Source organism: Streptomyces daghestanicus (assembly GCF_020521275.1).
Taxonomy (GTDB): Bacteria; Actinomycetota; Actinomycetes; order Streptomycetales; family Streptomycetaceae; genus Streptomyces; species Streptomyces griseoviridis.
Genome location: NZ_BNDX01000008.1, coordinates 61,788 through 83,800, shown reverse-complemented (window position 1 = coordinate 83,800; position 22,013 = coordinate 61,788). Strand labels below are relative to the sequence as shown.

The following is a 22,013-nucleotide window of genomic DNA, read 5'->3' as shown; positions in this document are numbered from 1 at the left end:
CCGCTATGAATCGGCTCACTCCGGTACCGCCCGGTAGCGGGAACCTTCGGCCGCGGGCGCGCAGTTGGGGGACGAGCCTGCCCATCGGGCTGCACCGCGCGCCGCTCGCGGAGTACCCTTCCTTGATCGTTGGGACGGGCAGGTCGGGGATGCGGGAGGCGGTGCGCGGGTGGGCTCGGGAGGGCTGGAGCTGCCCCCTGGTGACGAGGGTCACGAGGGAAACTCCACGGACGTCCCGCCCGGTGCGGTGTCCCTGGCGCGGCCGATGGACGCGGGCGCGATCGGTCCGGAGCTGGAGTGGGGCGCCGACGCCTGGCACGAGGTGCGCACCCGCGCCCAGCGGGCCGGCCGTGCCTACATCTGGCTGAACCTCGTCGAGCAGCGGCTGCGGTCCGTCGTGGCCGCCGTGCTGCGGCCCGTCTACGAACCGGTGCACGGCGACGACTGGGTGGTCGCCGCCGCCGGACCGGCCGGCCAGGAGTGGGTGCAGCGCGCGGTCGCCGTGCGCGAGGTCAGCCGCCGCAAGGGTTACCTGCTCGACCCGGCCGACGACAACGTGCTCAGTTTCCTGACCCTGCCCCAGCTGCGCGAGCTGATGGTCCAGCACTGGCCCTGCTTCGAGCCGTACCTGGAGGAGCGCCGGGACGTGGAGCTGGCCCTGGACGAGCTGGAGGTCACCCGCAACGTCGTCTCCCGCAACCGGGCCCTGTCCGAGGCGGTGCTCAGCCAGGCCGAGCGGGCCGCCGCCCGGCTCCTGGAGATGCTCGGCGCGGGCGGCGACGTGCCCTCCGCGCGCCGGCTGCCCGTCGACGCGGTCGAGGACCTGGTCGGCGACCGGTACGCCGACGTGGTCGCCGTCCACTCCGACCGGGTTCGGCTGCTGCGCCAGTTCCCGGCGGAGGACTTCTTCGGCGGCGCCCGGCGCCTGGACGCCATCGGCATCGGCCTCAACCTGCTGGTGCAGAACTTCTCGGGACGCCGGCTGGTGCGGCTGGCCGAGGCGGGCGGCCGGGTGCGGCTGCTCTTCCTCAACCCGGCCTCCAGCGCCCTCAAGCGCCGCGAGCGCGAACTCGGCATCAAGCGGGGCGAGCTGGCGCGGGCCGTCGAGACCAACATCCTGCACATGCGCCGGGTCCGCTCCCGGCTCCGCGACCCGGGGGCCTTCGAGATCCAGGTATTCGACGAGACGCCCCGCTTCACCGCCTACCTCGTCGACGGCGACGGCGCCGACGGCATCGCGGTCGTCCAGTCCTATCTGCGCCGCACCCGGGGGATGGAGGCGCCGGTGCTGGTCCTGCGCAACGGGCGCAACGGCGGCAAGGTGGTCAAGTCGGACCATGCGGACGAAGGTGGCCTTTTCTCCACCTACCGCGAGGAGTTCGAGCTGATGTGGGCGGATTCGCGGCCCGTGTCCTGACGCCCTCGGGACCCCGCCGCGGACGGTGGCTGCCTGATTGTCAGTGGCGCGTGCGAAGGTGGAGGCCACTGGGGGAACGCACCGAGAAGGGGGGCCGCCCATGGGCTGGCACCGGGAGTTGCTGGTCGGCTTCGACCTGGAGACGACGGGCACCGATCCGCGCGAGGCGCGCATCGTCACGGGAGCCGTGATCGAGGTCAGAGCCGGGGAGCCGCTGGGCCGCCGGGAGTGGCTGGCCGATCCCGGCGTGGAGATCCCGGCGGACGCGGTGGCGGTCCACGGCATCAGCAACGAGCGCGCGACCGGTGAGGGCCGCCCCGCCGACCAGGTCGCGGACGCCCTCGCGGACGTCCTCACCGGCTACTGGAAGACGGGCGTCCCGGTCGTCGCCTACAACGCGGCCTTCGACCTCACCCTGCTCACCGCCGAACTGCACCGGTACGGCCTGCCGTCCCTGCGCGACCGCCTCGGCGGCCTCGACCCCGCCCCGGTCATCGACCCGTACACCATCGACCGGTCCGTCGACCGCTACCGCCGCGGCAAGCGCAACCTGGAGGCGGTCTGCGCCGAGTACGGCGTGCCGCTCGACACCGCGCACGACGCCGGGGCCGACGCCCTCGCGGCGGCCCGGCTGGCCTGCGCGATAGCCGGCCGCCACCCCAAGGTGGCGGCCCTCGCACCGGCCGAGCTGCACCGCCGGCAGATCGAGTGGTACGCCGAGTGGGCGGCGGACTTCCAGAGCTTCCTGCGCCGCAAGGGCGACGCCACCGCGGTGGTCGACGGGGTCTGGCCGGTACGGGAACCGCTGGACGAGCGGGTCTGAGCGGCGCCCCCGGGGCTCAGAAGGGGTACCAGCGCACCGTGGGGTCCCCGTCCCGGAGCGACGCCACCCGGCGTTCGAACTCGGCCAGGGCCTTCGGGTTGCTCGGCGCGTGCTGGGCCACCCAGGCGCAGCTCGCCGTCTCGCGGGCGCCGCGCAGCACCGCGCAGCCGTCCCACTCGCGCACGTCCCAGCCGTAGGCGGCGGTGAACGCGTCGTACGCCCCGGCGGGCAACCCGTAGCGGTCCCGGCTCAGGGCGAGGACGACCAGGTCGTGCTCGCGCAGGTCGGCGGAGAAGGTCTCCAGGTCGACGAGGACGGGACCGTCCGGACCGACGTGCACGTTGCGGGGCAGCGCGTCGCCGTGGATCGGACCCGGCGGCAGGTGCGGGACGAGCGCGGCGGCGGCCGTCGCGAAGCCGTCCCGGCGGGCCCGCAGGAACTCCGCGTCGGCGGGGTCGATCGTGCCGCCCGCCAGCCGCAGCCAGCGTTCCACCCCGCCCAGCAGTTCGCGGGGCGGAAGTCCGAAGGAGGGGGAGGGCAGGGCGTGGACGATCCGCAGCAGCGGCGCCAGGTCCCGGGGCTCGGCCGGCCGCACCGGCTCGGGCAGCCGGTGCCACACGGTCACCGGACGGCCCGCGACCGACAGCGCCTCGGGCACGGCCGCCCGGACCGCCGGCACCCCGGCCTCCGCGAGCCACAGCGCGACGGCCAGCTCCCGGCGGGCCCGCTCCAGCAGCCCGGCGTCCCGGCCCACCTTGACCACCAGGTCGCCGGCGGCGAACACGGCGTTCTCACCCAGCGAGAGCAGTCGCGCCGAAGCCGCCGAGCCGGGCGGCAGCACGTCCGCCGCGGCCAGTACCTCGCGCGCCCCTGCCTCGTTCATCGTCCGCCTCCGTCATCCGGTCCGTCCGTCGGCCAGTGTCGCATTCGCACAGGTGGGGAGGGGCCGCGAGGTGCCTTGACGGGGCGGGCCGCCGTGACGACCATGACCACGCCCACCCGCGCCGGACGGAGACGGCCACGGAACAGAACCGGAGCACAGCCCCGGAGCACAGCGCCGGAGCACAGCCCCCGAGCACAGCCCCCGAGCGGAGAGCAGACCCGAAGCAGGCGCGGAAGGCACAGGCACAGGCACCGGCACATAACAGGCACAGGCACAGAACAGGCGCAGGCGCAGAACAGGCACAGAACAGGCGCAGGCCGGAGGGGACGACCAGGTGACGAAGACGGCCGAGCCGGCCGGGGGACCCGCGCGCCGGCTGTCCGGGCCCGGCGCCTGGTTCCTGGTGCTGCCCGCCCTGATCCCCATCCTCGTGCTCAGCGTCGGCCCGCTGCTGTACGGCGTCCTGCTGGCCTTCACCGACGCCCAGTCCGGCCGCACCGACCCCACCCGGTGGATCGGCGCGCTGAACTTCCGGGACCTGCTGCACGACACCCTCTTCTGGGAGTCGTTCCGCATCGGCCTGTTCTGGGCGGCCGGCGTGACCGTGCCGCAGTTCCTGCTCGCCCTCGGCCTCGCCCTGCTGCTCGCCCGGGAGCTGCGGCTGCGCTGGCTGGCCCGCGCCCTGGCGATCATCCCCTGGGCCATGCCCGAGGTCGTCGTCGGCATCATGTGGCGCCTGGTCTACAACCCGGACGCCGGCCTTCTCAACGAGACCCTGCGCGACCTCGGCCTCGGCGACGGCAGGGACTGGCTCAGCGGCCTGGCCACCGCCCTGCCCGCCGTCGTCGTCGTCGGTGTCTGGGCGGGCATGCCGCAGACCACCGTCACGCTGCTCGCCGGGCTCCAGAACACCCCGCGCGAACTGCACGAGGCCGCCGCGGTCGACGGCGCCGGCGCCTGGCGCCGGTTCCGCACGGTGACCTGGCCGGCCCTCAGACCCGTCGCCCTCGCCGTCACCGCGCTCAACCTCATCTGGAACTTCAACTCCTTCGCCCTGGTCTACGTGCTGACCGGCGGCGGCCCCGGCGGGCGTACCCGGCTGCCGATGCTCTTCGCCTACGAGGAGGCGTTCCGCTACGGCCAGTTCGGTTACGCGGCGGCCATGGGATGCGTGATGGTCGCCGTCGTCTCGGTCCTGCTGGCCGTCTTCCTCGCCGGCCGGCTCACCGGAGGTGACGACGCGTGAGAACGTCCAAGCGGGTCCGCGCGGGCCAGTACACCGCGCTCCTCGCCTACCTGGTCTTCCTGGCCTTCCCGTTCCTCTGGCTGCTCTCCACCGCTTTCAAGCCGCCCCGCGAGCTGGCGAGTCTGCACCCCACCTGGGTCCCGCGCGACCCGACCCTCGCCAACTTCCGGCAGGCCTTCGAGGAGCAACCGCTGCTGCGCGCCGGGCTCAACTCCCTGCTGGCCGCGCTCGGCGCCGCGCTGGTCGCCGTGCTGATCGCGACCCCGATGGCGTACGTCATGGCACGGCACCGCTCGCGGCTGTCCCGGGCCGCGACGGGATGGGTGGTGGTCAGCCAGGCGTTCCCGTTCGTGCTGGTGATCATCCCGCTGTTCCTGGTGCTGAAGAACCTGCGGCTGATCGACTCGGTGCCGGGGCTGGTGCTGGTGTACGTGGTGTGGGCGCTGCCGTTCGCGCTGTGGATGCTGACCGGGTACGTGCGGGCGGTGCCGGTCGAGCTGGAGGAGGCCGCGGCGGTCGACGGGGCCGGGAAGCTGCGGACGCTGGCCTCGGTGACCGGGCCGCTGCTGGCACCGGGGATCGTGGCGACGGGACTCTTCGCCTTCATCACGGCGTGGAACGAGTTCTTCTTCGCCCTGGTGCTGCTGAAGACGCCGGAGAAGCAGACCCTGCCGGTGGTGCTCACCCACTTCCTCGGCGCGGAGGGCGTCGCGGACCTCGGGCCGCTCGCCGCGGCGGCCTTCCTCGCGACGCTGCCCTCGCTGGTGGTCTTCGCGGTCGTCCAGCGCCGCATCACCGGCGGCATGCTGGCCGGGGCGGTGAAGAGCTGATGCCGGCGCTGACACGGGCGAGGATCGCGGTGGTGGCCGCGCTGGCCCTGCTGCTCGCGGGCTGCACCGGCGGCGGGGGCGGCGGCGACGGCCGGATCACCCTGCGCTTCCAGTCGCTGGCCTGGCAGCGGGAGTCGGTCGAGGCCACCAAGGACCTGGTGGCGGAGTGGAACGCGGCGCATCCCGGTGTCCGCGTCGAGTACGTCCAGGGCAGCTGGGACAGCGTCCACGACCAGCTCCTCACCGCCTTCGAGGGCGGCGAGGCACCGGACGTCGTCCACGACGCCTCCGACGACCTCGCGGACTTCGCCTACGGCGGACACCTCGCCGACCTGACGGACCTGCTGCCCGCCCGGCTCAGGCAGGACATCCCCGCGCGCGGCTGGCGGACCGTCACCTTCGGCGACGGGATCTACGGGGTGCCGTTCCTCCAGGAGCCCAGGGTGCTGATCGCCGACGCGAAGCTGCTGGCGCGGGCGGGCGTCCGGATACCGACGGTCGGACGGCCGTGGAGCTGGGCGGAGTTCCGGGCCGTGACGAAACGGCTGAGCGGACCCGGGCGGTACGGGGTGGCCTGGCCGCTCAAGGAGCCCGTGTCGGCCACGCTCAACCTGTCCCTCTCCGCGGGCGGACGCCTCTTCCACCGCGGGGCGGACGGCAAGGTGACCGTCCGCGTCGAGGCCGGCGACGAGGTGGTGCCGCGCACCGTGCGCGACCAGGTCACCACCGACCGCAGCGCCTCCCCGACGACCCTGGGCAGCGGCGGCTCCGACACGCTGCCCGGCCTCTTCGGCGGGAAGTACGCGATGGTGCCGCTCGGGTTCTCCTACCGGCAGCAGATCGCGCAGCAGGCGCCGGAGGGGTTCGAGTGGCGGGTGCTGCCCGCTCCGGCGGGGGCGGACGGGCTGACCCAGGGCGTCAGCCCGCAGACGCTCTCCATCGCGCGGGACAGCCCGCACAAGAAGGAGGCGGTGGCGTTCCTGGACTTCCTGCTCCGCCCGGAGAACATGGTGCGGCTCGCCCTCGGCGACTGGATGCTGCCCACCGGGACCTCGGCGCTCGCGGACCCCGCGCTGCGCACGGAGAAGGACGGCTGGGCCGTCGGGACCGCGCTCGCGGAGCATCTGCGGCCGGCGCCGGCGCAGTCGGTGCGGGGGTACGCCGAATGGAAGGACAAGGTGGCGACGCCGGCGTTCCAGGAGTACTACAGCGGGGCGATCGGGGAGGGGGAGCTGCGCGAGCGGCTGGAGAAGGACGGGAACCTGGTGCTGGCGCGGTACCAGCGCTGAGCCTGCGCGCCCCCGCCCACTCGCGCCTCCGCCCACCCGTGCGCCGGCCTACCCGCGCGCTCCGCCCACTCGCGCCTTCGCCCACTCGCGCCTCCGCCCCCCGCGCCTCCGCCCACCCGTGCCCCCGCCCCCGCGCCCCCGCCCACTCGCGCACCCGCGCGACCCGGGGCGTCCCCGTCCCGAGCGCGGCGTCTGCCGTCGCTGATGGCGGCGGCGCACACCGTGGACCGACCGGCGACCACACCGGCGAACCACGGCCGCAGGACACGTGCGTCGCGCGGGACAGGTACGACGGGTGGGCCGCGGGCGGTAAATACATTGCACGAGACGTCTCGTCTCGCCTACGGTCGGGTCATGACCAGTCGCGCCCATATCGCCATGTTCTCCATCGCCGCCCACGGCCATGTGAACCCCAGCCTGGAGGTGATCCGCGAGCTGGTGGCGCGGGGGCACCGGGTGACGTACGCGATCCCGCCCGCCTTCGCGGAGAAGGTCGCCGGGACCGGTGCCGAGCCGAAGCTGTGGAACAGCACCCTGCCCGGTCCGGACGCCGACCCGGACGCGTGGGGCTCCACCCTGCTGGACAACGTCGAGCCGTTCCTGGCCGACGCGATCCAGGCGCTCCCGCAGCTCATCGAGGCGTACGAGGGGGACGAGCCCGATCTCGTCCTGCACGACATCACCTCCTATCCGGCCCGGGTCCTCGCCCACCGCTGGGGCGTGCCCGCCGTCTCGCTCTCGCCGAACCTGGTCGCCTGGGAGGGCTATGAGCAGGAGGTCGGCGAACCGATGTGGGAGGAGCCGCTGAAGACCGAGCGCGGGCAGGCGTACTACGCCCGGTTCCGCGCCTGGCTGACGGAGAACGGCATCACCATGCACCCGGACGACTTCTCGGGCCGCCCCGCCCGCTCCCTGGTGCTGATCCCCAAGGCGCTCCAGCCGAACGCCGACCGGGTCGACGAGACGACGTACACCTTCGTCGGCGCCTGCCAGGGCGACCGGAGCGCCGAGGGCGAGTGGGAGCGTCCGGCGGACGCGGAGAAGGTCGTCCTGGTCTCGCTGGGGTCGTCGTTCACCAAACAGCCGGCGTTCTACCGGGAGTGCGTGCGGGCGTTCGGCGATCTGCCGGGCTGGCACCTGGTGCTCCAGGTCGGCCGGCATGTCGACCCGGCCGAGCTGGGGGAGATCCCCGGGAACGTGGAGGTGCGGTCCTGGGTTCCGCAGCTCGCGATCCTCAGGCAGGCGGACCTGTTCGTCACGCACGCCGGCGCGGGCGGCAGCCAGGAGGGGCTGGCCACGGCCACACCGATGATCGCCGTACCGCAGGCGGTGGACCAGTTCGGCAACGCGGACCTGCTCCAGGCGCTCGGCGTGGCCCGCAAGCTGCTCACCGAGGAGGCCACCGCGGAGGCGCTGCGCACGACCGCCCTCGCGCTCGTCGACGACTCGGAGGCGGCCCGGCGGCTGGAGGAGATCCAGGCGGAGATGGCGCGGGAGGGCGGCACCCGCCGCGCGGCCGACCTCATCGAGGCGGAGCTGGCCGCCGCCCGGCGGGCCTGACCCGGACGCGCCTGACCGTCGCGCCCGCCCGCACCGGGTGCGACGGCCGTTCTAGGGTGTCCGCCATGACGACGACGTACGCGGCGCTGCTGCGCGGCATCAACGTGGGCGGCCGGAAGAAGCTCCCGATGGCCGGCCTGCGCGCGCTCCTGGAGGAGTCCGGGTTCGGTGCCGTGCGGACCCATCTGCAGAGCGGGCAGGCCGTGTTCGCCTGCGGGCACGGGGACGAGGAGTCCCTCGCCGCCGAGCTGTCCGCCGCGATCGAGGGGCGGTTCGGCTTCGCCGTGGACGTGCTCGTCCGCGACCACGCCTATCTGCGCGCGGTCGTCGACGCCTGCCCGTTCCCGGCCGCCGACCTCGCGCCCAGGCAGCTCCACGTCACCTACTTCTCCGCTCCCGTCGACGCGGCGCGCTTCGCGGAGATCGACCAGGAGGCGTGCCGGCCCGAGGAGTTCCGCCTCGGCGACCGCGCTCTCTACCTGTACGCCCCCGACGGCCTGGGCCGCTCCCGGCTGGCCGACCTGCTCTCCCGCCCCCGCGTGGCCAAGGGCCTCGTCGCCACCACGCGCAACTGGAACACCGCCGTCAAGCTGGCCGAACTGACCGCGCCGTGAGACGCCGTTCCCCCGGGCGTGGCCAGGAGGGTGCGCTTGCCGCCGGGCGGTGAAGTGGTCTACAGGGCCACCTTCAGTCCGACCTCGCAGTCGAGGGTCTGGTGGTGGACCTCGCCGCCCTGCGTGTAGTCGAAGCGGCAGCCGCGGGCCGTGTCCCCGGGCGGCGAGGTGATCCGCAACTCGGCCAGGTAGAAGATCCGGTTCTCCCGCCGCGCGGGGACCACGACCGGCCGCGCCGCGTGACCCCTGAGCCGATCGAAATCGGGCGTGTACGCGTCTCCCTCCCTGACCAGCAGCGGCAGCCCCTCGGTGTCCTCCAGGTCGTAGGCGCCGTACCGCACGACCTTCAGGCCGACGGGAAGGTGTTCGAGGGCGACGCCCGTGATCTCGACGGGCTCGGCGGACTCGTTGACGGGCACGGGCAGCGCGAAGTACCAGGTCTGGCCCAGCCGCGCGTGGTCGTGGCCGACGACACCACTGGACTGGGCGCCGTCGGTGGCGAGGGCATCGCCGGGTCGCGGCCGGTCCGCGTCGCCCGTCAGGAGGCACCCGGTGAGCGCCAGGACGGCGAGGAGGAGAGAGGCCGCCCGGGTACCGGCGGAGGACGCCGGAGTCACCCGGGACGCGGTCATTCTCCTCCCCGATGTGGTGCGAGGCCCGCTGCCCGCCCGGAACCGGACGGGCGTCAGGTGCGAGCGTCCCACGCGCGCTGGAGGGCGGGCTGTACGTCCTCGCCGAGCAGGGAGCGGGTCCTCTGGCCCGGCAGGGTGGGCAGCAGCGCCCAGTGGGTCACCGTCTCGTCGGAGGCGGGACCGGAGGCGAGGCCGTGGGGGAGACGGACGACGCCGTCGGAGTCGACGAAGCAGTTCCTGTGCTCCGTCTCGTCCTCGCCGAAGTGCAGGCTCGCGAAGTGCATCGGCATCACCAGCCAGAACGCCTCGCCGGACCTGTCGCCGGGCCCGGCGCCCTCGGCCCGGTACCGGCCCGTGATCGCCGCTGCCACCGGGATGCCGTCCGGCGGGACGCCGTCGCGTACGTCGACCCAGGTCACCCGCATCGTCAGGTCCGTCATTCCGCTCCTCGGTCGTCTCCGCGTCCGCCGGCCGGCGAGACCGTGGCACCGGTCCCGCCCCCCGGTAGGACCGCCCGGCGCCCGCTCAGGTTGCCCGAACCCTCAGCGGGCGTGCACCACCGCCCACGCGCCCGACCCGAAGTCCAGTTCCAGGCCCGCGCGCAGCGGGACCGTACGGCCCGGGGCGACCGGCTGGAGGGTGCCGTCAGAGCGGGTGGCGGTCCAGGGGCGCGGCGAGCGGTTGGTGAGACCGAACCGGCCCGGCCGCTCCGGGTGTTCGGTCAGCTCCGCGACGAGCGTGCCGTCCGAGCAGTCGTGCCGTGCGGGCTCCGCCGGCAGGTGGTGGGCCTGCACCCGGGCCGCCCGGCCCAGCCGGATGTGGTGCTCGACGGCCGGCGCCGCCGTCGTCACCGTCAGCCGGGGCGGCAGCACCACCCGCGCCCCGCACCCCCAGCAGGACCGGGGCGGCGGGGCCGCGCCCGGTTCCGTCATGTTCTGCCGGCCGCACGCCGCGCACTCCACCACCGCGTCCAGGACCGCCCGCAGCGCGTCCCGCCACTCCGACTCGCGCACCCGCGCCGCCGGGTCCCGCAGACCGGTGGTGAACACCCGCCGGAACAGCTCCCGCAGCCGTTCGGCCGTCGCCGCCCAGGTGGCCCGTACGGTGCTCTGCTCCGCCGGATCGGGGGCGTTGGAGTCGTCGGCCGGGTCGAAGAGGAACAGCGGGTCGTGGCCGTACAGCCGGCGCTCCGCCGACGCGTCCAGGCAGCGCACGGCCAGCTCCCGGCGGCCCTGGAAGGGGTGGTGGTTCATCAGCAGCATGAACAGCAGCACGGCGAGCGAGTGCAGGTCGGACTGGGTGCCGGGGCGGGCGCCGGGATCGCCGCGAACCAGCTCCGGGGCCATGAACGTCATCGTGCCGGTGATGCCGCTGACGTCCCCCTCGACCACCGCGTTGTCGTTGTCGCAGACCAGGACCTCACCGGTGGCCGGGTCGAAGAAGAGGTTGCCCCAGGAGATGTCCCGGTAGGCGACGCCCCGCATGTGCAGCGCCTGGTACGCCTCCACCGTGTACAGGCAGGCCCGCAGCAGGGCCCGGGTGTCGGTGCGCAGGGTGCGGCGGAACAGCTCGGGCAGCCCCTTGAAGCGCTCGGGGCGCAGCTCCATCAGGTACCCGAACGAGCCGTCGCGGGGCAGCACATGGGCCTGCGGCCACAGGAAGCGGTCGTCGTGGAAGTCGCGGTGCACCAGCTCCCGGACGATGGCCCGCTGCCGGGGGGTCGCCGACGCCGGGTAGTACCACTTCAGGGCCTTCTCACCGGTCCAGGTCGCGACCCGGTACACCTCGCCCTGGCCGCCCGCCCCGAGCAGGGCGAGCACCTCGATCTCCTCACCGTCCTCCGTGACGAGCCGCGTACCGCGGTCGAGCAGGCCGGTCGCCGTCGTGCCGGTCACCACACCTCGTCGTCCTCGTCGCCGCCGAGGACCGGCGGGGCGAACGGCTGCCCGGCCGCTCCCTCCGGCGGGTCCGCCACCGGCTGCGAGGCGGCCCGCACCGCCGTGGTGGACGCCCACCGCACGGCCGCGGCGAGCTGCTTGCCGTTGTGTGCCCGCAGCGGCTCGGCGGCCGGGTCGCCGGTGAACGCCCGCAGGACGTCACCGTCCGCGTCGCGCCCCACGGCGATGGCGACCCGGACCGCCTCCCGGCCCCAGGGCGTGGCGTCGACCGCCGCGAGGCCGGCCCGCCAGTCGTCGGTGGGGACCCCGTCCGTCACCAGCGCGAGCACCGGTTTCAGCGCCCGCGCCGGCATCGCCGGGGCCCGCAGGTCCCGGGCGGCCAGGGACAGCGCCTCGCCCAGGTTCGTCATGCCGTCCACCTCGACGTCCCGCCAGGTGAAGTCCTCCACCGGCACGGGCGTCCGGTGGAGCCAGGCGGCGGTGGTGGAGAAGGTCAGGGCCCGCAGCAGCAGCCGGGCGGCCGGCTGCTCGGCGGCCACTGCGCGCAGTTCGGGCAGGGCCTCCCGGATCGCGTAGTTGAGCTGCGCGATCCGGTCGCCGCGCATGGAGTACGAGCAGTCCAGCAGCCAGGTGAAGTGGACCGGCCGGGTCGCCATCGGCCCGCCGGGCAGCCCGCCGGGCCGGCCCCAGGAGGCCGCTCGGTGCGTCATGTCCGTTCCGTTCCGTCGTGTTCCGGTGCCGGGCGGCCGTCCCGGCGGGCCCGGCCGGCGAGCCGGCCCGCGAGCCGGCCGAGGGCGCCGGGCCGGTTCCAGGAGCGGAACGCGTCGAGCCGGCCCCGGCCCGTCCGGTCCAGGACCTCCTCGATCCGGGCCCGCTCCCCGGCGGGCAGCGCGCGGACGGCCGGCCGCAGCACCTTCGCCAGCAGCGCGGTCCGCGTCTCGTCCCACGCCGGATGGACGCCCGGACAGGCGCTCCAGGCGCAGAAGCACGCGGCGGCGTACGACGGTGAGGCGCGCAGCCGCGTCCGGACCCGCTCGGCGCGGCCCTCCCGTCCGTAAGCGCTGAGCAGCGCCGATTCGCCCGAGCGGGCCAGCGCGTACAGCTCGCTGTCCGGGGTGGGCCCGTCGACCAGCCGCCGGGCCAGGGCGGTGTACGCCCGTTCCGTCACCGTGTCCGGGACCGGTTCGGCGGCCCCGTCGCGCAGGCCGCGCACCCGCTCGACCCACTCCTCGCCCTCCGCCCCGGTGCCCAGCACGCCGGTGAACTCCAGCAGGAGCAGCGCCGACCGCCGCCCCGGGGGCAGCTCCGCCGGGAAGCGGCGCAGCAGGTCGGCGGCGAGGGCGGGAGCGTCCGCGTCGTCCGGTGGCGCGGCGAGGGCGGCGTCGACGAGGAGGTCGCGGGTGCCGGCCGCGCGGTGCAGGTCGGAGCCCAGCTCGTCCAGGAGGAGGGCCGCGTCCGCGCCGGCCGGCAGCGCGTCCGGCCACACCAGGCGCAGGGCGGTCCGCAGTACGGCCGGGTCGGCGTGCGGGGAGATCCCGGCGGCGCGCAGCACCGCGCGGAACCGGCCGATCCGGTCGTCCGGCGCCGCCGCCCCCGGCGTCAGGACGCACATCCGCAGGTGCGGGAAGCCACCCGGATGCGCGCCGACCGGCAGCCGCGCCGCGGCGAGCCGCCGGGCGACGGCGACGGGGGCCGCGGCGGCGCGCGTGTCGAGGGCGGCGAACAGGGCGGTGCGCAGGGCGGGATGTTCCTCCACGGCGGACAGGAGCGCGGGGTCCGTCCCCGCGGCGTCCTTCCCGCCGGGGACCGCCCCGGCTCCACGAGCCGGCTCGGCTGCCGGAACTGACGCGGCTTCAGCGGTCGACTCGCCGTCAGGGACCGCCCCGACTTCGGGGACCGCCCCGGCTCCGGGGACCGCCCCGACTTCGGGGACCGCCGCGACTTCGGGGACCGCCCCGGCTCCGGGGACCGCCCCGGCTCCAGCGGCCGGCGTGTCAGAAGAACCCTCCTCCGCCGGCACCAGCGTCCCCGCCAGCCGCCCGGCCAGCTCCGGCATGAGGTCCTGGCAGTCGACGCCGAGCAGGTCGGCGGCGCCCAGCAGGCGCAGCGCCCGGCCGGCGGCGTCCGTGCCGGCGTCCGCGATGCCGGACCGCAGCGGACCGGCCAGTGTGCGGGCGAGCGCGTCCCGGACCGGCGGCGTCAGCGCCCCGGCGCGCAGCGCGGGCACCGCCCCGCCGCCGAGCACCGCCGAGGCCAGCACCCGCCCGGCCAGCGGCGCCGTCACGGCGGCCGGCAACCGCCCGTCCACCCGCTCCAGCAGCACGGCCAGGGCGGCGCGTTCCGCACCGGCGTGCCCCGGTTCGGCCCGCCACTCCTCTTCGCCGCCCGCGCCCAGCGCCTCCACCACCCCCGTCAGGGTCGCCCCCGGCGCCGTGGTGACGTGGCCGGCCGCCCAGCGCGCGGCGGCGGCCCGCGCGTCCGCGCGCAGCGCCACCCCCGAGGCCAGCGCCGACGCCGCGAGCCGGCCGACGTCCCAGGTGGCGTCCCGGAACAGCTCCGGACGCGCCGCCCGCCAGATCCGCGCGCAGGTGTCGGCCCAGGCGTCACCGACCGGACCGGCCGGGCGCGCCCCGGTGCCGTCGTGCACCCGCACCCGGTCACCGGGCGCGCACGGCGCGCAGGACGGCAGCGTGCCCACGAGCTGCTGGGGCGCGCGCTCCGGCCGGCGGGCGTACGTGGTGAAGGTCAGCCCGTGCGCCGCAGCCCGGGGCAGCACCGCGCAGGCCAGCGCGATCCACCGGGCCACGGCCGTGCTGTCCCGCTCCACCAGGACGATCCGGCCGGCGTCCGGGTGCTCGGCCAGGACCCGCAGGTCGGCGAAGAACGCCGCCAGCCGGTCCGCCCGGGACGCGGCGAAGGCCACCAGGGAGTCCCGGCGCAGCACCCCCGAGGGCTCCAGCCGGTCCAGCGGGCCGGGACAGGGGTCGGCGGGCGGCCGGCCGGCCCAGCTCGGCGACTCCCACGCCGTGATCGGCAGCGCGCCGTCCGGCAGCCGGGTGCCCGGCGGCAGGTACAGGGCGTGCGCGTGGCAGGCACGGGCGTCGCCGTCCGCGGGGACGGTACGGCTCAGCAGCCGGCCCCCGTCGGAGAGCCGGTGGAACCCGAGCGCCCGGGGGAACTCCCCGGGCCGCCCGGCACCGGACCGCTCGGGCGGACCGGGCGGCGGCTCGTACCCGATGAGCCGGGCGGCCTCCTCCAGCACTTCCTGCGGTACCCCGGGTCCGACCGCCGTCAGCCGCAGGCCCGTGCCGTCCCCGGCGTCCGTGCCGTGCAGCTGCGCGGGGCTCATGCCGTCCCCTTGCGGTGCGGCGGCCGGGCCGCCGAGGCGCGCGGGAGGCGGGAGGGGCGGGTGACGGTCGGCATGGCTCAGCGCACCACCAGGGTCGCGGGGGAGGGCTCTTCGAGGCGTACGGCCGTGGCGTGCTCGCCGAGCAGGAAGCCGCGCAGGGTGTACGGGACGGGACCGGGCGCGGCGGCCAGGTCGTGTTCGACCTGGTGCCCCGCCGGGCGAGGTCGGCGCCGTCGACGCGCAGCACGGTGGTGCCGTCGGCGGGGTGGCGGGGCAGCAGGGTGCCACCGCGCGCCACGCACACGAAGGCGGGGAGGTCCGTGCCGGGCGGCGCCGGACCGAGCAGGGTGACCCGGAGCAGGACGCTCCGGCGGCCCAGCACGCGGAACCTGCCCGGTGCCCGGACCACCTCGTAGCCGACGACGAGGTCCGGGCCGAGCAGCACCTCGGCGGCCGGGGGGTCCAGGACGACGGCCCCGGCCGGCGGGGCGGTGACCGAGGCGCGGACGCGCACCGGGCGCGGGCCGACGGGGAGCCGCAGGCCGCCGCTCCGGTAGGCGTGCGCGGTGACCGTCCGCGCGCCGCCCCGGCCGCTCACCCCGCCGACGCCCGCCCCACCGCTCCCGCCGTCGCCCAGGCCACCGTCTTCGTCACCGCCGCCGGCCGCGCCGGGTTCCGGCAGCGGCTCCCAGGCGACGGTGAGCTGCCCGGCGCCGTCCGGCCAGTCCAGGGTGACGGCGGCCTCTCCGCCGGGCAGCCGCCGGGCGGTGAGACCGGTGACGGGCGGCGGCGCCTCCACCGCGACGGCCGGTCCGGCCAGGGCGCGTCCGTCCCGTACGGCGACGGCGGCGACCACGGTGCGCGCGCCCCGGCGCGGCCGTACCGTCGCGCCGGGCGGTGCGGGCTCGTCCAGCCGGGGCGGCAGCCCGGCCACGCGCAGGGCGGTGCCGGGGGCCGGCACGGCGCCGGGCCACTCCACCAGCCGGACCTCGGCGTCCGCGGCCCCGGTCCAGGTGAACCGCAGCGCGTCGCCCTCCGCGCGGGCGGTGAGCGTGCCGACCGGCTCGGGCCAGGGGCGGACGGTGTGGGTGAGGAGGCGGCCCGGTGAGACGGCCGGGGTGCCGTCGGGGGCGCGGTAGTGGCAGCGGATACGGAAGGAGTGCGCGCCCACGGCCGGTCCGGTCACGGTGAACCCGTCGGGGCCGGCGGTGACGGCGCCGGCCGTCCCGTCCGGCCCGGTGTGCTCCACCGTCACCGCCACGGCGCCGGCCGGACGCGTCCACCCGCAGGTGAGCTGTTCCGGGCCGTCCGTCGCCCACGGGTCGCCCACCTCCGGGAGGACGGTCAGCCGGTGCGACACGAGCGGCGCTCCGGCCACCCGCCCGCCGCGCAGCGGCAGCGCGGCGTAGCGCACCGTGCCGCCGGGCACGGCCCGGGTGTCCCGCGCGGTGCCGTGGCCCGCGGCCACCTCCCGGTGCCCGGTCGCCCCGCGCGCGTCCCGCAGCAGGCACAGCAGCCGCCAGCCGTCGACGCCCTCGGCCCTCTTCGCGTCCCACTCCAACGCGACGCCGTCCACCGCGGGTCCGGTACGCAGCGCGGCGTCGGCCCCCGGCTCGGGCCGGTGGACGCGGACGAGCCCGTGCAGGGCCCGCCCGTCGTCGGCGGCCTCGCCCAGGGCCCGCAGATACTGTTCCGTCGCCTCCCCGGCGGCCCCGCGCCGCTCCGCCCGGCGGGCCGCGTCCAGGGCCGCCTCCAAACCGGTCAGCCGGTCGGCCAGCTCCGTCCGCAGCCGTCGCAGCGCCGGGTCGTCGCCCTGCGGCAGCCGCCCCAGCAGGGCCTTGACCCGGTGCAGCCGACGCTGGTCCCAGGCGTCGCCCAGCAGTTCGGCGGCGGCCCGCTGCTCCCGGTCGAGGACCGGCCGTTGCCCGGCCGCCGCCAGCACCCCCGCGCCCTCGTCGGGATGGACACCGAGCGCGGAGACGGTCCGCTGCCACTCCTCCGGAGGGCTCTCCTGCACCAGCCCGATCACCTGGTAGAGCACGATCCGGCGCAGCGCCTGCGCGTCGCGCCGGTGCACGGCCGCCAGCAGCCGGGCGAGCCGCGCCGCCGGGCCGTCGCCGGGGGCCGCCTCGTCCAGCAGCGCCGCGTCCACCCGGCGGTGTCCGCGCGGCCCCGAGGGCACGGCGAGCCCGTCCAGCACCCGCAGTCCGCCTCCGGCGGGCAGCAGGATCTCGGCCGCGTGCCGGGCGCCGGCCGCGGCCTGCGCGGCGGTCAGCTCGGCGTAACCGGCCACGAACGGAGTGAGCGGCAGCCCCGACAGCGCACCGGGCAGTCCGAGATGGTGCCCGAATATCCGACCTGCCCCCACCTGTGCCGTGTCCCCGTCCACTCGTACCCAGAGGGAACCCATCCCAGCAGATCGGCGACGGGCGGGGGAAGGGTCTCCCGGAACCGGGACACCTGCCCCGGAGGCCACCCGCACCGCCCCTCCGGCCAGCCCCTACGGGCCGCCCCCGCCGGGCGCGTCCCCGATGACACGCCCCTCCGGGCCGAGCCCCGCCAGGAGCGTCACGCCCCCAGAGCCATCCGCACCGGTGTCCGCGCCGCCTCGTACCGTTCCACCAGCAGCCGCGCCACCTCCGGCGCCGGGCCGAGCACGTCCGCGAGGACGTCCGCCCCGGCCGCGCCGCGCGCGATCCGGTCCGGCAGCCGGCCGGGGGCCAGCACGTACGGGGCGACCGCGACCCGCGCGCAGCCCAGCTCCCGCAGCTCGCGCACCGCCTGTTCGGTGCGCGGCAGGGACGCGGAGGCGAACGCGGGCCGCACGGCGCGCCAACCGGTGTGCCGCCACTCCCGCGCGATGGCCGCGATCACCGCGATCGCCTCCGGGTCGGTGGACCCCGCCGAGGCCAGCACGACCCCGGTCGAGGACTTGCCGGCGGGGCTCAGGCCCGCCTCGTACAGCCGCCGTTCCAGCGCCGTCAGCAGCAGCGGCGACGGGCCCAGCACCTCGGCCTGCCGGACCCGCAGCCGGGCCGGCGCGTCCGCGAGGACCGCCGGGATGTCGGCCTTGGCGTGGAAGGCCCGGGTCAGCAGGAGCGGCAGCGCGACGACGTCCCGGACGCCCTCCGTCGCCAGGGACTCCAGGACTCCGGGCACGGACGGGACGTTGAAGTCGAGGAAGCCGGTCTCCACCCGGACGTCCGGCCGCAGCGCGCGGACCCGGCGGACCAGGGCGTGCACGGTCGCGGCGTGCCGCGGATCGCGGCTGCCGTGGGCGATGACGAGGAGCACCGGTGCGGACATGGCGTCGTTCAGCTCCTCACCAGCAGACCGCGGCTGCGCAGCACCCACCGCTCCAGCGGGCTGAAGACCAGCAGGTCGATGGCGATGCCGACGGTCAGGATCAGCAGGATCGCCTCGAACACCATGGCCATGTCGCTGGCGTTGCGGCCGTTCTCCAGCAGTTGCCCGAGCCCCACCCCGAGGTCGGGGAAGGAGGCGATGATCTCGGCGGCCATCAGCGACCGCCAGGAGAACGCCCAGCCCTGCTTCAGACCGGCCACATAGCCGGGCAGCGCGGCCGGCAGCGTGATGTGCCAGGTGCCCTTCAGCCCCGTCGCGCCCAGCGTGCGCCCGGCCCGCAGGAAGACCGGCGGGACCTGGTCGACGCCGGACACCAGGCCGTTGGCGATGGACGGGACCGCGCCGAGCAGGATCACGGCGTACATCATCGAGTCGTTCAGGCCCAGCCAGATCACGGCCGGCGGCACCCACGCCACCGACGGCAGCGACTGGAGCCCCGACAGGATCGGACCGATCGCCGCCCGCACGAACCGCACCCGGGCCACCAGCAGCCCCAGCGGGGTGCCGATGACCAGGGCCATGCAGAAACCGAGCAGGCCACGCGAGACGCTGGTCCAGATGTAACCGAGCAGGGTGCCTTCGAGCCAGGCGTCCCGCACCACGTGCCACACGTCGGCGGGGGCGGGCAGCTTGGTCGGGTCGTCGACGATCCCGAACGAGACCAGTCCCTGCCAGACGGCCAGCACCAGCAGCACGGCGACGGCCGGCGGCAGCACCTTCTGGGTGAGCGTCCGCCGCCACGGTGTACGGCGGCCCGGGTGCGCGGTCTCCAGCGCGTCGAGGCCCGCCTCCAGACCGGCGAGGTCGCCCGGGTCCCGCGCGGGCTTCGCGGATGCGGTGTCAGTGCCGGCCATGGCGACGGATCTCTCCCCGTAGTTCCTCGGTGATCTCGACGGACAGGTCCGCCACGGCCGCGTCCTCGATGCGGCGCGGGTGCGGCAGGTCCACCGTCCACTCGCGGGCGACGCGGCCGGGCCGGGAGGAGAGCAGCACCACCCGCTCGGCGAGCCGCACGGCCTCGCGCACGTTGTGCGTGACGAACAGGACGGACAGCTTCGTCTCCCGCCAGATCCGGGTCAGTTCGTCGTGCAGCACGTCCCGGGTGATGGCGTCCAGCGCCGCGAACGGCTCGTCCATCAGCAGCAGCCGGCTCTCCTGGGCGAGCGCGCGGGCCAGGGCGACGCGCTGGCGCATCCCGCCGGACAGTTCGTGCACCCGCTTGCCGTGGGCCCCGCCGAGCCGGACCAGGGCGAGCAGTTCCTCGGCCCTCTCCCGGCGCTCGGCCTTCGGTACGCCGCGCAGCCGCAGGGCGAGTTCGATGTTCTTGCCGGCGGTGAGCCACGGGAACAGGGCGTGCTCCTGGAACATCAGCGCCGGCCGCCCGTCGGTGTCGATCGCGCCGGCGCTGGGCCGGTCCAGGCCCGCCACCAGGTTCAGCAGGGTGGACTTGCCGCAGCCCGAGGCGCCGAGCAGGGTGACGAACTCGCCGGGCGCGACGTCGAGGGTGATGTCGTCCAGCACGAGCTGCTCGCCCGCAGGGCCGGGGAACGACTTCGAGACGTGCGCGATCCGGGCCGCGTGGGTGGCGGCCCCGGTGTCTTCGGCGGCCTTGGCGAGGGTCGTGGCCATGGTCGTCACCTCCAGGGGACGGGTCGGAAGGGGGGGGCGGCTACGCGACGCCGAGGCCGGCGTCGTCGGCGGCCGGGCGGCCCTCGCCCTCGAGGACCTTGTCGAGCAGCGTCAGGTCGTAGATGCCGTCGAGGTCGGGCCGCTCCAGCAGGCCCGCCCGTACGGCGTGCTCCGCCTGGGTCCTGAGGGTGGCGGCCAGCGGGTCGTCGGTGACCTTCAGCGACGCCCAGGCCGGGTCGAGGATCTCGGCGGGCAGGGCCCGGCCGGTGTCCGCCCGAAGCTGCTCGTTGGCGGCGGCCTTGGCCTCGCGCGGGTGCGCGGTGATCCACCGGTTGGTCTCGACCGACGCCCGCAGCACGGTCTCCACGGCCTTCGGATGCTCGGCCAGGAACGTCTGCGACACGACGATGTTCGTGGTCACGAACTCCGCGTCCGGCCACAGGCCGGCCTCGTCGAGGAGCACCTTCCCGCCCTCGGCGACCATCCGGGACGCGGTCGGTTCGGGCACCCACGCCCCGTCCACCGACCCGGACCGGAAGGCGTCCGGGGTGACCTTGTTGTCGCTGCGTACGACGGTGACGTCACCCGTGCCGCTCTCCGCGTCGACCCGCCAGCCCTGGTCGGCGGCCCAGGCGAGGAAGGCGACGTCCTGGGTGTTGCCGAGCTGCGGGGTGGCGATCCGCTTGCCCGCGACGTCCCGCACCGACCTGATCTTCTCCGGGTCGACCACCAGCTTCACGCCGCCGGAGGTGGCCCCGCCGACGATCCGCAGGTTCTTCCCGCCCGACTTCACGTACCCGTTGACCGCCGGGGACGGGCCGATCCAGCCGATGTCCAGGGACCCGGAGTTGAGTGCCTCGATCTCCGAGGGCCCGGCGTCGAACACCGCGTACTTCGCCTGGGTGCCGCCCAGCGCCTTCTGGAAGAAACCCTCGCGGTTGCCGACGAGGGCGGTGGCGTGGGTGACGTTGCCGAAGTAGCCGATCCGGATCTCGTCCAGACCGTCCGTCCTCGGCGCTCCCGCGACGGCCTTGACGGTGCCGTCGTCCACCGCCCGCGAGCCGTAGCCGCAGGCGGCCAGGGCGAGCAGGGGGAGGACGGTGAGCACCAGCAGGGCGCGTCGGGCGGCGGAGGCCATGGTCAGAAGTCCCACCCGTCGTCGTCCCCCGCGTCCGCGACCGGTTCCGGGGCGGCGAAGGACTCGCCGACCATCCCGGCGGTGAGCGTGGTGCCGTCGCCGGGGTCGATCAGGATGAAGGAGCCGGTGCGCCGGGAGTCGGCGTAGGAGTCGGCGGGCAGCGGCTCGGCGGTGCGGATCTTCACCCGGCCGATGTCGTTGGCGACGAGCCGGCCGGGGTGCGGGTGCAGGGACAGGTCGTCCAGCGTCAGCCGGGCCGGGATGTCCTTGACGATCGCCTTCACCGTGCGGGTGCCGTGCTTGAGCAGCACCCGGTGGCCGACGGTCAGCGGCTGGTCCGCGACGTGGCAGACGGTGGCCTCGACGTCCTGCGTGGTGGCCGGCGCGTCCTGGGTGGGCACGACGAGGTCGCCGCGGGAGACGTCGATGTCGTCCTCCAGGAGCAGCGTCACCGACTGCGGTGTCCACGCCGCCTCGACCGGCTCGCCGAGCAGGTCGATCCCGCTGACCCTGGTCGTCCGCCCGGAGGGCAGCACGGTGACCGGGTCGCCGACGCGGAACGTACCGGCGGCGATCTGACCGGCGTACCCCCGGTAGTCGGGGTGCTCGGCGGTCTGCGGCCGGATCACGTACTGCACGGGCAGCCGGGCGTGGCAGTGCGCCAGGTCGTGGCTGACCGGCACGGTCTCCAGGTGCTCCAGGACGGTCGGGCCGCCGTACCAGTCCATGTGCGCGGACGGCTCCACCACGTTGTCCCCGACCAGCGCCGAGATCGGGATCGCGGTGACCTCGGGCACGCCCAGCTCGGTCGCGTACGCCGTGAACTCCTCGGCTATGGCGGCGAACACGGACTCCTGGTAGCCGACGAGGTCCATCTTGTTGACGGCGAGGACGGCGTGCGGGACGCGGAGGAGGGCGGCGATGGCGGCGTGGCGGCGGGTCTGTTCGACGACGCCGTTGCGGGCGTCGACGAGGATGACGGTGAGTTCGGCGGTGGAGGCGCCGGTGACCATGTTGCGGGTGTACTGCACGTGGCCGGGGGTGTCGGCGAGGATGAAGCGGCGCCGGGGGGTGGCGAAGTAGCGGTAGGCCACGTCGATGGTGATGCCCTGCTCGCGTTCGGCCCGCAGGCCGTCGGTGAGCAGCGCCAGGTCGGGGGTGTCCTGGCCGCGGCTGGCGGAGACGCGCTGCACGGCCTCCAGCTGGTCGGTGAGGACCGACTTGGAGTCGTGCAGCAGCCGGCCCACCAGGGTGGACTTGCCGTCGTCGACCGAACCGGCGGTCGCGAACCGCAGCAGGGTGGTCTCCCGGAGGACCTCGGGCGTGGTGCTGGTCATGT

The 22,013-nt window shown here is 75.6% G+C and carries 19 protein-coding genes; 8 read left to right on the top strand and 11 right to left on the bottom strand.

Going from position 1 to position 22,013, the window contains the following annotated elements:
* Window positions 1-169 precede the first annotated feature (169 nt).
* Both Sdagh_RS09875 and Sdagh_RS09870 read left to right on the top strand, forming a co-directional pair.
* On the top strand, window positions 170-1,417 hold the full coding sequence (locus Sdagh_RS09875) for a DUF5919 domain-containing protein (protein WP_189421302.1): 1,248 nt from the start codon (window positions 170-172) through the stop codon (window positions 1,415-1,417).
* A gap of 100 nt (window positions 1,418-1,517) precedes the next feature.
* Entirely contained in the window at window positions 1,518-2,240 is a 723-nt protein-coding gene (locus Sdagh_RS09870; RefSeq protein WP_189421305.1) for a 3'-5' exonuclease, read from the top strand.
* 16 nt (window positions 2,241-2,256) lie between these two features.
* Here the strand turns inward: Sdagh_RS09870 and Sdagh_RS09865 are convergent, their stop codons facing one another.
* The gene (locus Sdagh_RS09865) at window positions 2,257-3,123 is read right to left on the bottom strand and encodes a phosphotransferase enzyme family protein (protein WP_189421307.1); all 867 of its coding nucleotides are present in this window, start codon (window positions 3,121-3,123) and stop codon (window positions 2,257-2,259) included.
* Between the two features lie 334 nt (window positions 3,124-3,457).
* Here Sdagh_RS09865 and Sdagh_RS09860 point away from each other — a divergent pair, with 334 nt between their 5' ends.
* From Sdagh_RS09860 to Sdagh_RS09840, 5 genes are all read left to right on the top strand, one after another.
* Window positions 3,458-4,369, top strand: coding sequence for a carbohydrate ABC transporter permease (locus tag Sdagh_RS09860; protein ID WP_189421309.1), 912 nt, complete (start codon window positions 3,458-3,460; stop codon window positions 4,367-4,369).
* A complete protein-coding gene (locus Sdagh_RS09855) occupies window positions 4,366-5,199 on the top strand; it encodes a carbohydrate ABC transporter permease (protein ID WP_189421311.1) in 834 nt (277 codons plus the stop codon). The genes Sdagh_RS09860 and Sdagh_RS09855 overlap by 4 nt, the downstream gene beginning before the upstream one ends.
* Entirely contained in the window at window positions 5,199-6,488 is a 1,290-nt protein-coding gene (locus Sdagh_RS09850) for an ABC transporter substrate-binding protein (RefSeq protein WP_189421313.1), read from the top strand. Before Sdagh_RS09855 ends, Sdagh_RS09850 begins: the two co-directional genes overlap by 1 nt.
* A 354-nt stretch (window positions 6,489-6,842) precedes the next feature.
* Window positions 6,843-8,048 carry a macrolide-inactivating glycosyltransferase gene (mgt, locus tag Sdagh_RS09845; RefSeq protein ID WP_189421315.1) on the top strand — a complete coding sequence of 402 codons (1,206 nt, stop codon included), beginning with the start codon at window positions 6,843-6,845 and terminating at the stop codon, window positions 8,046-8,048.
* A gap of 65 nt (window positions 8,049-8,113) precedes the next feature.
* Window positions 8,114-8,662 (top strand): DUF1697 domain-containing protein, encoded by a 549-nt coding sequence (locus Sdagh_RS09840; RefSeq protein WP_189421317.1) that lies wholly within the window; start codon window positions 8,114-8,116, stop codon window positions 8,660-8,662.
* Between the two features lie 59 nt (window positions 8,663-8,721).
* Here the strand turns inward: Sdagh_RS09840 and Sdagh_RS09835 are convergent, their stop codons facing one another.
* The 5 genes from Sdagh_RS09835 to Sdagh_RS09815 all read right to left on the bottom strand — a co-directional run bounded on the left by Sdagh_RS09835 (window position 8,722) and on the right by Sdagh_RS09815 (window position 14,541).
* Window positions 8,722-9,294, bottom strand: a complete 573-nt coding sequence (locus Sdagh_RS09835) for a hypothetical protein (protein ID WP_189421319.1) — start codon at window positions 9,292-9,294, stop codon at window positions 8,722-8,724.
* 53 nt (window positions 9,295-9,347) lie between these two features.
* Window positions 9,348-9,734, bottom strand: coding sequence for an AQJ64_40280 family protein (locus Sdagh_RS09830; protein WP_189421321.1), 387 nt, complete (start codon window positions 9,732-9,734; stop codon window positions 9,348-9,350).
* Window positions 9,735-9,836: 102 nt separating this feature from the next.
* The gene (locus Sdagh_RS09825; RefSeq protein ID WP_190010703.1) at window positions 9,837-11,189 is read right to left on the bottom strand and encodes a protein kinase domain-containing protein; all 1,353 of its coding nucleotides are present in this window, start codon (window positions 11,187-11,189) and stop codon (window positions 9,837-9,839) included.
* Window positions 11,186-11,848 carry a vWA domain-containing protein gene (locus Sdagh_RS09820; protein WP_190010777.1) on the bottom strand — a complete coding sequence of 221 codons (663 nt, stop codon included), beginning with the start codon at window positions 11,846-11,848 and terminating at the stop codon, window positions 11,186-11,188. Before Sdagh_RS09820 ends, Sdagh_RS09825 begins: the two co-directional genes overlap by 4 nt.
* 50 nt (window positions 11,849-11,898) lie before the next feature.
* A complete protein-coding gene (locus Sdagh_RS09815) occupies window positions 11,899-14,541 on the bottom strand; it encodes a GTPase-associated protein 1-related protein (RefSeq protein WP_190077752.1) in 2,643 nt (880 codons plus the stop codon).
* A gap of 265 nt (window positions 14,542-14,806) precedes the next feature.
* Here Sdagh_RS09815 and Sdagh_RS09805 point away from each other — a divergent pair, with 265 nt between their 5' ends.
* Entirely contained in the window at window positions 14,807-15,649 is an 843-nt protein-coding gene (locus Sdagh_RS09805; RefSeq protein WP_226534968.1) for a hypothetical protein, read from the top strand.
* A gap of 1,460 nt (window positions 15,650-17,109) precedes the next feature.
* Here the strand turns inward: Sdagh_RS09805 and Sdagh_RS09800 are convergent.
* Genes Sdagh_RS09800 through Sdagh_RS09780 form a run of 5 tightly spaced genes read right to left on the bottom strand, consistent with a single transcriptional unit; the run spans window position 17,110 to window position 22,011 of the window.
* Entirely contained in the window at window positions 17,110-17,847 is a 738-nt protein-coding gene (locus Sdagh_RS09800) for a sirohydrochlorin chelatase (protein ID WP_189421329.1), read from the bottom strand.
* 8 nt (window positions 17,848-17,855) lie between these two features.
* Entirely contained in the window at window positions 17,856-18,761 is a 906-nt protein-coding gene (locus Sdagh_RS09795; protein WP_189421332.1) for an ABC transporter permease, read from the bottom strand.
* The gene (locus tag Sdagh_RS09790; protein ID WP_190077751.1) at window positions 18,748-19,536 is read right to left on the bottom strand and encodes an ABC transporter ATP-binding protein; all 789 of its coding nucleotides are present in this window, start codon (window positions 19,534-19,536) and stop codon (window positions 18,748-18,750) included. The genes Sdagh_RS09795 and Sdagh_RS09790 overlap by 14 nt, the downstream gene beginning before the upstream one ends.
* Before the next feature lie 40 nt (window positions 19,537-19,576).
* Window positions 19,577-20,674 carry an aliphatic sulfonate ABC transporter substrate-binding protein gene (locus Sdagh_RS09785; RefSeq protein WP_372478454.1) on the bottom strand — a complete coding sequence of 366 codons (1,098 nt, stop codon included), beginning with the start codon at window positions 20,672-20,674 and terminating at the stop codon, window positions 19,577-19,579.
* A 2-nt stretch (window positions 20,675-20,676) separates the two neighbouring features.
* Entirely contained in the window at window positions 20,677-22,011 is a 1,335-nt protein-coding gene (locus Sdagh_RS09780) for a sulfate adenylyltransferase subunit 1 (protein ID WP_190010700.1), read from the bottom strand.
* Window positions 22,012-22,013 lie beyond the last annotated feature (2 nt).